The organism is Nodosilinea sp. AN01ver1 (assembly GCF_050565655.1).
In the GTDB taxonomy this organism is placed as follows: domain Bacteria; phylum Cyanobacteriota; class Cyanobacteriia; order Phormidesmidales; family Phormidesmidaceae; genus Nodosilinea.
Genome location: NZ_JBNXVS010000060.1, coordinates 1 through 13,977, shown reverse-complemented (window position 1 = coordinate 13,977; position 13,977 = coordinate 1). Strand labels below are relative to the sequence as shown.

Annotated in this window: 15 protein-coding genes and 1 pseudogene; 6 read left to right on the top strand and 10 right to left on the bottom strand. The window is 57.6% G+C overall.

Annotated elements, in window-relative coordinates; translation table 11 throughout:
* Positions 1 to 13: 13 nt before the first annotated feature.
* Positions 14 to 247, bottom strand: coding sequence for a hypothetical protein (locus ACQ4N7_RS27065; protein ID WP_106870271.1), 234 nt, complete (start codon positions 245 to 247; stop codon positions 14 to 16).
* Between the two features lie 328 nt (positions 248 to 575).
* Between ACQ4N7_RS27065 and lepA the strand changes: the two genes are divergently transcribed.
* Both lepA and ACQ4N7_RS27055 read left to right on the top strand, forming a co-directional pair.
* The gene (gene lepA / locus ACQ4N7_RS27060) at positions 576 to 2,381 is read left to right on the top strand and encodes a translation elongation factor 4 (protein WP_430714550.1); all 1,806 of its coding nucleotides are present in this window, start codon (positions 576 to 578) and stop codon (positions 2,379 to 2,381) included.
* Positions 2,382 to 2,458: 77 nt separating this feature from the next.
* Positions 2,459 to 2,923: pseudogene (locus ACQ4N7_RS27055) on the top strand (REP-associated tyrosine transposase); the annotation flags it as partial.
* 454 nt (positions 2,924 to 3,377) lie between these two features.
* On the opposite strand, the gene ACQ4N7_RS27050 reads toward ACQ4N7_RS27055, so the two are convergent.
* Entirely contained in the window at positions 3,378 to 3,782 is a 405-nt protein-coding gene (locus ACQ4N7_RS27050) for a putative toxin-antitoxin system toxin component, PIN family (protein ID WP_430714549.1), read from the bottom strand.
* 17 nt (positions 3,783 to 3,799) lie between these two features.
* Entirely contained in the window at positions 3,800 to 4,036 is a 237-nt protein-coding gene (locus ACQ4N7_RS27045; protein WP_430714548.1) for an AbrB/MazE/SpoVT family DNA-binding domain-containing protein, read from the bottom strand.
* 153 nt (positions 4,037 to 4,189) lie between these two features.
* Here ACQ4N7_RS27045 and ACQ4N7_RS27040 point away from each other — a divergent pair, with 153 nt between their 5' ends.
* The 3 genes from ACQ4N7_RS27040 (at position 4,190) to ACQ4N7_RS27030 (ending at position 5,807) form a co-directional block, all read left to right on the top strand.
* Complete coding sequence (locus tag ACQ4N7_RS27040) at positions 4,190 to 4,405, top strand: hypothetical protein (protein ID WP_430714547.1); 216 nt, start codon at positions 4,190 to 4,192, stop codon at positions 4,403 to 4,405.
* 64 nt (positions 4,406 to 4,469) lie between these two features.
* On the top strand, positions 4,470 to 5,411 hold the full coding sequence (locus ACQ4N7_RS27035; RefSeq protein WP_430714546.1) for a glycosyltransferase family 2 protein: 942 nt from the start codon (positions 4,470 to 4,472) through the stop codon (positions 5,409 to 5,411).
* 42 nt (positions 5,412 to 5,453) lie between these two features.
* Complete coding sequence (locus ACQ4N7_RS27030; RefSeq protein ID WP_430714545.1) at positions 5,454 to 5,807, top strand: hypothetical protein; 354 nt, start codon at positions 5,454 to 5,456, stop codon at positions 5,805 to 5,807.
* Positions 5,808 to 5,835: 28 nt separating this feature from the next.
* On the opposite strand, the gene purU is transcribed toward ACQ4N7_RS27030, so the two are convergent.
* From purU to ACQ4N7_RS26995, 7 genes are all read right to left on the bottom strand, one after another.
* On the bottom strand, positions 5,836 to 6,690 hold the full coding sequence (gene purU, locus ACQ4N7_RS27025) for a formyltetrahydrofolate deformylase (protein WP_430714544.1): 855 nt from the start codon (positions 6,688 to 6,690) through the stop codon (positions 5,836 to 5,838).
* A 51-nt stretch (positions 6,691 to 6,741) separates the two neighbouring features.
* Complete coding sequence (locus tag ACQ4N7_RS27020) at positions 6,742 to 7,503, bottom strand: DUF4340 domain-containing protein (RefSeq protein WP_430714543.1); 762 nt, start codon at positions 7,501 to 7,503, stop codon at positions 6,742 to 6,744.
* Between the two features lie 97 nt (positions 7,504 to 7,600).
* Positions 7,601 to 7,837 carry a hypothetical protein gene (locus ACQ4N7_RS27015; RefSeq protein WP_430714542.1) on the bottom strand — a complete coding sequence of 79 codons (237 nt, stop codon included), beginning with the start codon at positions 7,835 to 7,837 and terminating at the stop codon, positions 7,601 to 7,603.
* A 159-nt stretch (positions 7,838 to 7,996) separates the two neighbouring features.
* Positions 7,997 to 9,415, bottom strand: a complete 1,419-nt coding sequence (locus tag ACQ4N7_RS27010; protein ID WP_430714541.1) for an NAD(P)(+) transhydrogenase (Re/Si-specific) subunit beta — start codon at positions 9,413 to 9,415, stop codon at positions 7,997 to 7,999.
* A gap of 220 nt (positions 9,416 to 9,635) precedes the next feature.
* On the bottom strand, positions 9,636 to 11,243 hold the full coding sequence (pntA, locus tag ACQ4N7_RS27005; protein WP_430714540.1) for a Re/Si-specific NAD(P)(+) transhydrogenase subunit alpha: 1,608 nt from the start codon (positions 11,241 to 11,243) through the stop codon (positions 9,636 to 9,638).
* A gap of 592 nt (positions 11,244 to 11,835) precedes the next feature.
* Entirely contained in the window at positions 11,836 to 12,603 is a 768-nt protein-coding gene (locus ACQ4N7_RS27000; RefSeq protein ID WP_430714539.1) for an HAD family hydrolase, read from the bottom strand.
* A gap of 18 nt (positions 12,604 to 12,621) precedes the next feature.
* Entirely contained in the window at positions 12,622 to 12,750 is a 129-nt protein-coding gene (locus tag ACQ4N7_RS26995) for a hypothetical protein (RefSeq protein WP_430714538.1), read from the bottom strand.
* Here ACQ4N7_RS26995 and ACQ4N7_RS26990 point away from each other — a divergent pair.
* A partial coding sequence (locus ACQ4N7_RS26990) for a peptidase M15A (protein WP_430714537.1) occupies positions 12,743 to 13,977 on the top strand: 1,235 nt, incomplete at its 3' end. The two genes, ACQ4N7_RS26995 and ACQ4N7_RS26990, sit on opposite strands and share 8 nt — an antisense overlap.

Here is a 13,977-nt window from a genome sequence, read left to right as displayed (position 1 = left end):
ACGCTGCGGTCCTTTAGTCGTTCCACTCGCCCTTGGGTGGCACGGTGGGGTTGCGGGGCAGGTGGCGCACCAGGTCGTCTTCGTAGCGGCGATCGCCCCGCAGCCACTGGCGCAGGGCAACATCAATAACCTTGCTGGGGTCAGAGCTGAGGTGGGTTACCTGGTCGAGCAGATCTTTGTCGATCTGCACGGAGAGATCGACTTTTTCCGCCGACCGTTCGCCGGAATGGGGGGCAGAGTTTTGCATAGTAGGTCGCCTGAACTGCCAGGTAGGTGATTGTAATAGGTCTCTTAAGTCTAAGCCCTAGGGTAGAAGGTCTAAGGTAGTCAACCCTAAACCTCTTGGCCGTTAGGTCTCAGGTTCTTGACATAACAAGTTTATCCCGATCATCTCAGTCTATCCTTCCACCGCTCTCAGCGCGTTTTTAAACATCTGCTGCAAAAAACCTTCACGCCGCCAACATTCCGTCTTACCAGCTCTTCACGGCTTAGCCCTGACTCTCCCGCGAGCATTCACCCAGGTGAGGGCTTACAATATTAAAGTCTGTAAACCGCCATCGCTGGTAAGCCTTCGTATGACAGAGGTTCCCGTCTCTCAAATTCGCAATTTTTCGATTATTGCCCACATCGACCACGGCAAATCGACCCTGGCCGACCGGCTATTGCAGCGCACCGGTACGGTTAGCGATCGCGAGATGAAGGCCCAGTTTCTCGACAGCATGGATTTGGAGCGGGAGCGAGGCATTACCATCAAGCTCCAGGCCGCCCGCATGAACTACAAGGCCCAGGACGGCAAAGACTACGTACTGAACCTGATCGACACGCCGGGGCACGTCGATTTTTCCTATGAAGTATCGCGATCGCTGATCGCCTGCGAAGGGGCGCTGCTAGTCGTCGACGCCTCCCAGGGGGTCGAGGCCCAAACCCTGGCCAACGTCTATTTGGCCCTGGAAAACGACCTGGAGATCATCCCCGTTCTCAACAAAATTGACCTGCCCGGTGCCGAACCCGAGCGCATCAAGCAGGAAATTGAAGACATTATCGGCCTCGACTGCAGCGGTGCCATTCTCGCCTCCGCCAAACAGGGGGTGGGCATTGACGAAATTTTAGAATCCATCGTCTACCTGGTGCCGCCTCCCGCCGACACCGTCGATCAGCCCCTGCGGGCGCTCATTTTCGATAGCTACTACGACAGCTACCGGGGCGTGATCGTCTACTTTCGGGTTATGGATGGCACCATTCGCCGCAAAGACAAAGTGCGGCTGATGGCCTCCGGCAAAGAGTATGAAATTGACGAACTGGGCGTATTGGCCCCCACCCAGGTGCAGGTCGAAGAACTCCACGCTGGGGAAGTGGGCTACTTTGCCGCCTCGATTAAAGCGGTCGAAGACGCTCGCGTGGGCGACACTATTACCCTGGTACAAAACCCGGCGACAGAAGCCCTGCCTGGCTATGCCGAAGCCAAGCCGATGGTCTTCTGCGGCCTTTTCCCCACCGTCTCCGACCAGTTTGAAGAACTGCGCGAAGCCCTCGAAAAACTGCGCCTTAGCGATGCCGCCCTGCAGTACGAGCCCGAAACCTCCAGCGCCATGGGGTTTGGCTTTCGCTGCGGCTTTTTGGGCCTGCTGCACATGGAAATTGTGCAGGAACGCCTGGAGCGCGAGTACAACCTCGACCTGATTACCACTGCGCCCTCGGTAATCTACCGGGTGACTACCATCCAGGGCGAGGTGCTTGAGATCGACAACCCCAGCACCCTGCCCGACCCCCAGGCCCGCGAAAAAATCGAGGAGCCCTATGTGCAGCTCGACATGATCACCCCCGAAGAGTACGTGGGGGCGCTGATGGAGCTGTGCCAGAACCGCCGGGGCGAGTTCAAAGACATGAAGTACCTGGCCCAGGGCCGCACTACCCTAATTTACGAAGTGCCTCTGGCGGAGGTCGTCACCGACTTTTTCGACCAGATGAAGTCGCGCAGCAAGGGCTACGCCAGCATGGAATACCACCTGATTGGCTACCGCGAAAACCACCTGGCGCGACTCGACGTGCTGATCAACGGCGACCCGGTCGATTCGCTGGCCTCGATTGTGCACCGCGACAAAGCCTACTACGTGGGCAAGGCCCTGGTCGAAAAGCTCAAAGAACTGATTCCGCGTCACCAGTTCAAGATTCCGATTCAGGCGGCGATCGGCAGCCGCATTATCGCCAGCGAAAGCATTCCGGCCCTGCGCAAAGACGTGCTGGCCAAGTGCTACGGCGGTGATATTTCTCGTAAGAAGAAGCTGCTGCAAAAGCAGGCCAAGGGTAAGAAGCGCATGAAGGCTGTGGGTACCGTCGATGTGCCCCAGGAAGCCTTTATGGCGGTGCTGAAGCTGACGTGATATGTGGGCGCAAACCCAACAACCGTAGGGTGCATTCGCGAAGCAATGCACCACTGTAGGGGTACTACCGACGCCTCTACCGACCCGGCGGTAGCTATTTCTTTACCCATGTGACCTATCAACGGTACCCCTGGCTTTGCTCCCACCTGGGCAGGCAGGCACTACGCGACGCCATCATCGCGGTACGACGAAAGCACCCCTTTGCCATTGATGCCTTTGTGCTTTTGCCGGATCACCTCCACTGCATTTGGACGTTGCCGGAGGAAGATGGTGATTACGCCAAGCGGTGGCGGCTGATCAAGCTGATGGTGACAAAGGCGTGTGGCCAAGAATTAGCGCTGCCATCGGAGAAGACAGCATCGGGGGAGCGGCGGCGGGAGGGCAATTTATGGCAGCGGCGGTATTGGGAGCACTGCATTCGGGATGAACGCGATTTTGTGAACCATTGTGAGTATGTGCATGACAACCCGGTGAAGCATGGGCTGGTGGAAAACCCAACAGATTGGGCGTTTTCGAGTGTGCATCGATATTTGCGGGTGTGATACCAAATCCGCATCCCATAATCCCGATTCCCAAAAGGTAGAACTGTAGGGTGCATGCGCGGCTACACCCTCGTCTGGCAGCGTCCTGATAGCTTTGATTAGCCGCAATGCACCACTGGGAAATCGTGGGTAGCAAGATGGTGCATTGCTTCGCGAATGTAAGTTTGAGGTGGCAAAGGTGCTCGTGGTGGTGCATTGCTTCGCGAATGCACCCTACGGCACTGCCCACCATTAAATTGAAGCTACACCCAGTTAGCCTAATTGTTCTGTAAACCAGCCCAGTTCAACAGATCGCATTGGGGCGATCACCCCTTTTCCCCAGCCACCAGTGCCCCCTCTGCTATGGCTGCGATCGCTTCCACCCAGAGTAAATCATTCTCTTTGGCAGTTACACCTGTAGCAAAGCCCACTACCACAGCGACCTAGATCTCCCCGTTATTGCTGAGGCAAAAGATTACGGGAAAAGAACCCTCAAAAACTGTTCTACATTCACGATTGGTATTGCAAAGTTAGCTTTTAGGCTGAGCAGATCGCGATCGCCTGTAACCAAATAGTCTGCCCGACCCACCAACGCCAACTGTAAGAACGGCACATCAAACGGATCTCGACAATCTAGAAGCTTCGGCAGTTCCATTGGCATTGGCATGACTTCGCAATAGGGCAAATAATCAGCCAACAGATCATCTTGTTCAATTCTAGTCAGCCTAAATTTTGGATAGGCCAATACCCGAATTAACTCAGTTGCCGTCGCCCGCGATACTAAAGGTGTAAAGCGCTCAGCTTGCCAAGCTTCACGCAAAGTAGCCACTGTCCCTTGCCGAAACACCAGTGCAGAAACCAACACATTGGTATCAAGCACTGCTCGAAGCCTCTCGGTCATGATTGAAGGGTAGAACCCTCACGAGCCCAAGTTACAGCATCCGCTACATCTTGTTCTGTAATGTTCAACTCGGCCAGCTTTTCTCTAACAGCATCAGACCGCTGGACTTTAACTGGGGTGAGAATTACCTGCCCGCCCTCAACCGTAATCTCAAAATACTCTACTGGGCCAAGGGCCTCAGTCACGCTCAACGGTAGAGTAATTCGATTTTGATCGGTAAGTTTGGTCAGCACGTTACTAATACCCAATCAGCCTATATACCCAGCTTAGCGTATGAAAGAACTGTACTCTCTGACCGCCAAAAGCAGCCTGCCTGAGAGAGAACCTTCGCTAGGGCTACATTAGCGAGAGTAGTGCGCCCAAACCCCACAATCGCAGGTAACCCCATGGCTTCCAATAACGTCGTGCTCGACGCCGTAATGCAAGAGATTGAGCAAACTCCTCCTGAGTACCTGTCCAACCTGTTGCAAATCGTCCGACTCTTCTGCAAAAGCGTCACCCTCAAAAGCGCCGAAGAAAGCTTTCGCCAGGGCTGGCACGAAGCTATGACTGGCCAAACTATCCCCCTCGCTGAGCTATGGGACGGCATTGATGCTGAGTGATCTGAAGGCATTGGGGAAACCTTAGACATAGCCATAGGCTGAGCTAGCTAGGGAGCATGGGGCGATGAAATTTAGTTTAGTAATTACCACCTACAACCGGCTGGAGTTGCTGAAGCGGGCGATCGCCTGCGGTCTCAACCAAACCCTACCCTGCGAAGTCGTCGTCGCCGACGATGCCTCCACCGACGGCACCGAGGACTATGTGCGCAGCTTGGGCGATCGCGTCGTCTACCATCGCAATGCCCAAAACCTCAACCACGCCGCTACCGTTAACAACGGGGTGGCCGCCGCCAGCGGCGATTGGGTCAAGTTCCTCGATGACGACGACTATCTCGCCCCCGACTGCATTGAGAAAATGACCACGGCGATCGCCCAGCATCCCCAGGCCGTGCTCTGCTCATGTCGTGCCATTCAGGTCGACGAGCACGGCAATGAGCTGCGCCGCACCCCCGCCACCGGCCCCGGCCAGGTCTTCTACATTCCCCAGAGCGCCATCCACTACGGCATGCTGATGGATCAGGTGCCCTTTGGTACTCCTGCCCAGGTGGCGGCTCGCCGCGACGCCTTTTTGCAGGCGGGCGGTTGGGATACCACCATGACCACCAACTATGACGACATCGATGCCTGGGTAAAGCTGGCCGACTTTGGCGATGCGCTGTTTATTAACGACTGCCTGGCCTACCGCACCATTTGGGCTGGCGGTTATGAGCAAAAAATGGCGCTCGCTCGTCGTATGGCGCTCAATTTGACCATCAAAGAGCGCATTTATGGGCGAGTGAATGGGGAATATCGCGATCGCATTCCCACCCTCGCTGCCATCGAGCGATACCTGCATCTGCACTGGGGGCTGGTGGCCCTGCGGCAGCGCCAGGTCGGCACTGGGCTATCTCTCCTTGCGCCTAGTCTGCTTTCACCCCAGGCCTGGCGACTGCTGACCCAGGCCCGCAAGCTGCGATCTGCTCTGGAGGCCGATAGCTTAGTCCCGCGCACAGTCCTGGTGCCATAGAGCGTTGGGTATGATAAAGCTATCCATTTACTGGATCAGGCGATGCAGGCCAGCGACTCGTCAGAGGGATTTCAGCAGCAGATCTTGTCAGAGCTGCGGCAAATTAACCAGCGGCTCGACCGGGTAGAGACGGACATCGGCAACGTAAAGACCGATATTGGCAACGTAAAGACCGATATTGGCAACGTAAAGACTGATCTGGGCCGAGTCGAACTCGATGTCGAAAAGCTCAACTTTAAGTTTGACACCTACCAAAATGCCTCTGACCAGGTGATGCGGCTGGCCACCACCATCGTAATTGCGGCGGCATCGGTGGTGATTTTGTCGCCGGTTTTACAGGCGATTACGCCCGCGATCAGCGCGTTGGTGACGGGAGTAGCGGCGGGAAACAGCTGATTGGACTTTGGATTGTGGGGTTCCTGCGTCAGGCAAAGACCACGGTGCGGTTGCCGTAGACGAGGGTGCGGTTTTGCAGGTGCAGCCGCACGGCACGGGCTAGCACGATGCGCTCGACGTCTTTACCTTTGCGAATCAGCTCTTTAACATCGTCGCGGTGGCTGATGCGCACCACGTCCTGCTCGATGATGGGGCCTTCATCCAAATCTGAGGTGACGTAGTGAGCGGTGGCTCCAATGATCTTCACCCCCCGCTGGAAGGCACGGTGGTAGGGGTTTGCGCCCATGAAAGCGGGCAAGAACGAGTGGTGAATGTTGATGACGCGATCGTACTGCTTCAGAAAACTGGGGCTGAGCACCTGCATGTATTTGGCCAACACCACCAGGTCGATGCTGTATTGCTTGAGCAACTCCAGCTGCTTTTGCTCCTGCTCGGCTTTGGTGTCTTTGGTGATGGGCAGGTGCTCAAAGGCGATGCCAAACTGATCGGCAACGGGTTTGAGATGGGAGTGGTTGCTGACAATGAGCGGAATTTCGGCTTTGAATTCTCCAGCTTTGTGCCGCCAGAGCAGGTCGAGCAGGCAGTGGTCTTGATGGCTGACCCAGATCGACAGGCGGGGCACATCGTCAGAAAAGTGGAGCTGCCAGGTGGCTCCCAGGGGTTGGGCGATCGCATTAAACGCCGGTCCAATGATCTCCCTGGGCAGGTTAAACCCCTCTAGCTCCCACTCCAACCGCGACAAAAACAGCCCCGCCTCGGGATCGCGATGCTGGTCGGCGTGGAGAATGTTGCCGCCGTTGGCGTAGATAAAGTTGGCGATTTTGGCCACTAGCCCTTTTTGGTCGGGGCAGGAGAACAACAAAATAGCGGTGGGAGAACCCATAGTCAGCAGCAAAACAGATTGGTTGGCCTAGCGTAGCATCTGTCTCGGTGCTCAATTGGTGGTTTCAGGATCGCTTTCGGCAGGTGCTGGCTCAGCTGAGTCACTGGCACCGGGTGTTTCCTCCTCAGGGGCAGCAGGATTGGCTGATGCGTCTGGTGCAGGAGATGCCTCTGGAGCCGCTGAGTCTTCTGCATTAGGGGCGGCTGGGGTTGCGTCACCCTCAGGAGGTACGGGGTCTGAGGTTTCGACGGGCATTTTCCACTCCTGAAGGGGGCGGTTGATGCCGTTGGCCACATCGCGGGTGACGACGAGCGCCGAATAGTCTGTCCCTTCCTCTGGAGGCCAGGGCTCAGGATCGATCACGGCGTAGTTATTGCCGCCGCTGAAGTCGGGACCGCCCAAAATCAATTCGTGCTCGGTGCCGTCTTTGAGGGTGACGGTGACGATGCCGACGGGGGCGTTAAAGCCAAAGTCGGTGGCCTGATCGGCGGTCATGGTGACGGTTTGCAGCGGTGAATCGGTGTTGAGGCGGCTGAGCAGGAAGGCTACGGCACCCGGCTCCGCAACTGCATTCTCAGGTGCTGTCATCTGCCAGCTGCCGTCATCGCCCTGCTCAAAGATCAGAGTCTCATCGCCGCGATCGACGGTGAGGGTAGCGACGTCAGTTTCTTCAAAGGCCAGAATGGGTTCGGTCGATTCGCTCTGGGTAGCGGATGGGGGAGACTGCGATCGCTGTGACTCGGCAATCAGCACCCCTGCCCCCAACAAAAAAGCGACTCCAACCAAAATCAATGTACTGCGCTGAAATTTCATAGCCCTCAAACCGCGACGCTCAGAACAGCTCGATCGTAATGTGCTGATCCATCCTACGACCTGAGGGACAAGTTTATGGATAGGCCTAGGGACGACTTTACCCGTCTACTGCCTTTGGTGCAGGCTCGGGCAGATTGGATAGAAGGGATTGGTTGTCGTAGGTGACTCTGATCAAGAACCGGAGGGCTTCATTGACGGCCTCAGCGCTAGGAAATATGGCGGCAACATCAGGATCTAATCGCACCGTTGTTTCGCCAAAGCTTTTTCGCTCTGGCCCCAATCTTCTGACTTTCAAACGTTTCAAGTCGTATTCTGGGCGTAGTTCGTCTTCCATAGGTGGCTTATCCTTCTTCGTAGGCTGCCCGTTCGTTTCGACTTACTTCTTTGCGCCGAGAGCTTTGAGACACACAACGGCAACCCATGAAAGGTCTGCAAAATCAGTTGATTCAAAATTGAAATGCGCTCGGAGAGACCGAGCGCATTTCTTAACGGCCTAAGCTACGGAGAGAGCCGGAGCGGGTGCGTTCGTAGTGGAGAGCTGGGCCAGAATGCCGTTGACGTTGGTTTTGGCGTCGCCAAACAGCATCAGGGTATTTTCGTTGAAAAATAGCGGATTCTCAACCCCGGCGTAGCCTGACGACATGCCGCGCTTGAGCACCACCACGGTGCTGGCTTCCCAGACTTCCATCACGGGCATACCGGCGATCGCGCTGCCGGGATCGTACTTGGCGCTGGGGTTGACCGTGTCGTTGGCCCCAATCACCAGCACCAGGTCGGTGTGGGGGAAATCGTCGTTGATTTCGTCCATCTCCAGCACGATGTCGTAGGGCACGTTGGCCTCGGCCAGCAGCACGTTCATGTGGCCGGGCATGCGGCCCGCCACGGGATGAATGCCAAAGCGCACCTGCTTGCCCTGGCTGCGCAGCAGACGGGTGATTTCTGCTACAGCGTGCTGGGCCTGGGCCACAGCCATGCCGTAGCCGGGCACAATCACCACACTCTGGGCACTGTCTAGCAGGTCAATCACCTCGCCAGTGCTGGTGCTGGTGGCGCTGCCCTCAATAGCTGTTTTGCTGGCACCGCTGGCGGTTTCGCCAAAGCCGCCCAGCACCACGTTGATGAAGGAGCGGTTCATGCCTTTGCACATGATGTAGCTGAGAATGGCTCCGCTGCTGCCCACCAGCGCCCCGGTGATGATTAGCAGATCGTTGTTGAGCATAAAGCCCGCCGCCGCCGAGGCCAGACCCGAGTAGCTGTTGAGCAGCGAGATTACCACCGCCATATCGGCCCCGCCGATCGCCATCACAATCACAACGCCAAAGATGCCTGCGATCGCCGTCATCGCCCCCAGCGCAATCATCGGCACATCGCCGGTTGCGGTCAAAAAGGGAACGCCCAGGGCCGCGATCGCCCCCAGCATACCTAGCGTCAGCACGTGGCGGGCGGGCAGCAGCACCGCTCGGCTGGGCACCCAGCCCCTCAGCTTGGCCACCGCAATCATTGACCCGGTGAAGGTGACAATGCCGATAAAGACACCGATATAAATTTCGACCCGGTGAACAATCACGTCCCCGCCGCTGAGAGCGGCGCTGGGCTGGAGATATTCGGCAAAGCCCACCAGCACGGCGGCCAGGCCCACAAAGCTGTTCAGCAGGGCCACCATCTCGGGCATGTCGGTCATCGCCACGCGGGAGGCGGCCAGCACGCCCACCAGCACGCCCAGGCCAATGGAGCCAATCTGAATTGGGTAGCCCTGGCTAATGGCGGCGGTGGCGGCAAAGGCGATCGCCATACCGAGAATGCCCAGCAGGTTGCCCCGCTTGGCGGTTTCAGGCTGCGACAGCCCGGCCAGGCTGAGAATGAAGAGGGCGCTGGCGACGATGTAGGCGGTGGTTACGAGGTTATTTTCCATGTTCTTTTAAGAATGTGTGGGGTAACTGTCCCCTGAGCGGAGTTGTAGGCGCAGACGCCCCAGAGGGGCTAGGGGACATATTGGATGGGCTTTGGCTTTCTCCCTTCGGGAGACGTTTCACGAACGACTCCGCTCAGCCAACGTAGTGCCATAGACGCTTACTGCATAGGTCAGTAATTTTGCCTTTTGAACTTTGAATTCAAAAGGCAAAGTTCAAAAATTACTTATGGAACATATTCAGCATCCGCTGGGACACCATGAAGCCACCCGCAATATTGACGGTGCCGAGAAAGAGGGCGATCGCACCCAAGATCGTCATCGGTGAGGCGATGTTGCCTGAAATCTGGAGCATGCCGCCGATGATGATGATGCCGCTGATGGCATTGGTGACGCTCATGAGTGGGGTGTGGAGGCTGGGCGACACGTCCCAGATCACCTTCCAGCCCAAAAAGCTGGCCAGCACAAAGACGGTCAGGTGAGTCATAAACGAGGCCGGTGCCCAGAGGCCAATGGCAACGCAGGCTAGACCAACTAGCACGGGCCAGAGCAGCTGGGTGTACCAGGGTTTGGGGGCTGGGGCCGTTGCTTCGGCGACCGGGGCTGCCGATGAGGTACTGGGAGCAGGGGCGGGAACCTCGATTTTTGGGGGTGGCCAGGTGACTTGGCCGTTATGAATCACGGTGGTGGCGCGAATTACCTGGTCTTCCATGTCAATGCCAAACTTGTCGGCTCCGCCCAGGTCGCTGAGCAGGTGCACCAGGTTGTTGCCGTAGAGCTGGCTGGCCTGGGCGGCCATCCGACTGGGCAGGTCGGTGAGGCCAATGATGGTGACGCCGTTGTGAGAAATTACCTGGCCAGGTTCAGTGACTTCGCAGTTGCCGCCTTGCTCAGCGGCCAGATCCACCACCACCGAGCCGGGCTTCATGCTCTCGACCATCTCCTGGGTGATCAGCAGGGGCGCTTTTTTGCCGGGGATCAGCGCCGTGGTGATGATGATGTCAACATCCTTGGCCTGCTGGGCGAACAGAGCCATCTCGGCGGCGATAAAGGCCGGGCTCATTACCTTGGCGTAGCCGCCCTCGCCGCTGCCGTCTTCGTCGAAGTGCAGCTCTAGAAACTCTGCGCCCAGGCTCTGCACCTGCTCTTTGACCACCAGGCGAGTGTCAAAGGCTTTGACGATCGCGCCCAAACTCTTGGCCGCCCCGATCGCCGCCAATCCGGCTACGCCAACCCCAATTACCATCACTTTGGCGGGGGGCATTTTGCCTGCGGCGGTAATTTGGCCCGTGAAGCAGCGGCCAAAGTGGCTAGCGGCCTCGATCACCGCTCGGTAGCCGCCAATGTTGGCCATCGAGCTGAGGGCGTCCAGCTTTTGGGCGCGGGAGATGCGGGGGACGGAATCCATTGCCAGCACGGTGCTGCCCTGGTTGGCCATCTGCTCCAGCAGCTCAGGATTTTGGGCGGGCCAGATGAAGCTGACCAGGGTTTGGTCGGGTCGCAGCAGAGTGGTTTCGTGGCGATCGAGGTGGGGGTGGTACTGGGGCGATCGCACCTTCAGCACCACATCGGCGGCCTCCCACAGGCTGGCAGCATCGTTGATGATGGTGCAGCCAGCAGCTTTATAGGCGCTGTCGGTAAAGCTGGCCCCAGCCCCGGCCTGGGTTTCGACCAGCACTTCAAAGCCCAGCTTTTGCAGTTTTTTGGCGGTCTCGGGGGTAGCGGCTACCCGCTGTTCGCCCGCAAAAATTTCTCTGGGAATGCCAACTTTAAGCGCAGCAGCATTGGCCACAGCGACGACAGTATTCTCTTGGGGAGCAGCAATGGTCATAGGAGGTGATAAAAAGAAATGGTCTTAAACAACGAAAACACAGGCCGTTAGAGCGCCAATTTGGACATGAAAAACTCTAGCAATAGGCGATGCAAGCGTCGAAGGAAAAGGGTGAAGGGCAGAGTTGAGCACCGTCCAGCAGAACTACAGCTACCGCATAAACTATGACCCAGTTCCACGCTTTGGCAACGGTACGCGTGATCTAGGCAAAAACGCTAAAGACCTGGCCCAAAATTACCTGTAGCGATTAAACCTATGCAGGGACAATCGCTGAATGGCATCGATCTGACGCTAATTCCCTTTAGTCTCCTTAGAGTTCGCCCTGGCTGACTATTACCATCCTCGCTAGACATCTAGATAGCCCAGATATCCAGATTGTTTTTGGATTTCATGCGGTTCGGACAAAACTGGCAGCGAACTCAGCCCAGAACAGCCTGCTCAACACTTCTTGGCATGGTAAAGGTGATGCTAAAGCCTAGGGGCAAAACTTTAAGAATGTTTTATGAGTTCTGCGGCGATCGCAATTAATTGTCAGCGATGAGAAATAAAATCTTTTTTTGTAAAGAAATTTACTCAAGTTTCTGATCGCGTCTCAAGTCTTAGACACCAAAATGCTGACCAACTCTAAAAAGCCCTCTACTTCATCGGCGTGAGATACATAGGCCGGGCGGTAGGTGAGATGATCCCAGTAGTCTTTGACATTACCAACCCCCACCGAATGGGGAAAAAGGGTGGGATCAAACAAACTCTCGTCATTGGGGCTGTCGCCCAGGGTAATGACCTCCTTTGAGGTCGTAGGCGCAAAGTGCCGCTGCAACACCTTGAGCAACCCGCTAGCTTTAGACTGCCCCCGTTTGAACAGGTGGCACTGCACCGTGCTGTAGGTAAAGCCCCAGCCCAGAGCCTGGCAAACGTTCGCCATGGCCTCTAGATCGGCCTCAGATAGCCCTTTGAGATCAAAGGTCCAGTCGGTGAGGCGAAAGCGGTTGTCGTCAGACTCGTGCAGCTGGGGCCAGCGCCACTGTAGCTGGGTGAAAGCGTCGCTGAGCTGCTGGCGGTGGGCCACCAGGTCGGGAATATCGACCAGCAGTTCTGGGGCGGCATTGAGGGGAAAGTAAACGCCGCCGTTTTCGGCCATTGCCCCGGCGATCGGCAGGTAGTGAGCCAGACCGTTCACCCACCCTGACGATCGCCCGGTGACAACCATCGTGGGCAAGCCTGCTGCCTGGAGCTGCTCTAGCCCGTTGAGCAGGGCGGCGGTAAACTTGCCCTGGTGGGTGAGGGTGCCATCCATGTCGGTGGCCAGCAGCTTGATGGCCTGGAAAAACCCACGGCTGGGTAATGGTTGAACTTCGCCCATCGGGTCTACACTTTGTGGTTATGGTTTGTGATGCTTGGGAATAGGCCGTTTTGAGGCCATGCGATCGCCGCAGTTGCCCACTGGGGACGCGACGTTGCGATCGCCAGCATCCACCACCAGCCCATACTGACTTGACGCTATGAGCACGTTAGCACCCGATCAGCGCAACTACTACTATCTTCTGGAAGGCGGACGAGCGGGGGTACACAAGCCCATTTTGGCGGCCCTCTACGCGGTGCACCACCAGCCTCAGCTGGCCGATGGCGAAACCGGGCTGGGCATTGCCCCCGTCCACCAGGTTGAGATGGCCGAGGTCGACACCTTTGCGGCCCAGGTGCAGTACGCAGCTAACACCATTCGCAGCCTCACCAATGGGCTGATTGAGCAGGGCTGGCGCGGGGCCGACATCTGGGATGCCAGCGTGGGGCGCTACAGCGATCGCTTTTTGCAGGCGGTGGCCAAGGGGTTTACGCCAGCGATGAGCGATCCCGATGCCGCCCAGCTCGAACCCAGCGATCCCGCTGCTCTGCTGCGGGCCTATCTAGAAGACATCAGCACCGACTACAGCGGTGAGCAGCTGCCCCAAAACCTGGCCAAACTCGACCCAGCCCTGCTGGCTTTTGCCGAGCGCCTGCCGCCCAACTACGGACGGCTCGACTTTCAGCGCCAGGCCCTGGTGGAGGCGGTGCGGCTGTGGCGGCAGCTCAACACCGCCGAGGCCGCCTACGAAGCCCTGGGCGTGCCCGCGATCGATCAGGTGCCCGACGAAGCGGCCCTCGACAACGCCCTGGTGGCCTTTGTGCAGTCGGCGGTGCGCTACTACTCGGGCTACCCCAACCAGCGGGAGGCGCTGATTCGCCTGGTGCAGCTGTGGCGCGAGATGGATACGCGCGAAGAGGCGATCGCCTGGCTGCTCACCAACGATCCCTTCGCCCACGAAACCAACCTGGAAATTATCGACCCAGCGCTGATTGCCTTTGTGCAAAAAATTCCCGACCTCTACAGCGGCCAGGGCGACTGGCGCTTTGCCCTGACCGAAGGCTACCGCCGCTGGTTTGGCCTCGACTCCCGCACCACCGCCATCCAGCGGCTGGGCATTGACCCCGAAGACCTGGCCCAAGCGACCGAAGACCAGGCCGCCCTGCTCGCCGCCGCCCGCACCCTCGATCGCGCCCTGATCGACTTTGCGGCCAGCATTCCCACCATCTACACCCAAACCGAGCAGCAGCGCGAGGCGCTGATTCGCCTGGTGCAGATCTGGCGGCGACTGGAGGGCCGCATTCCCACCATTCAGTCGCTATTTGAGGATGTGCGACGGCTGGAGCGAGCCGCCCCCACTGCGCCTGAGGCTATGCCCGCCCCGGTGCCCGCCCC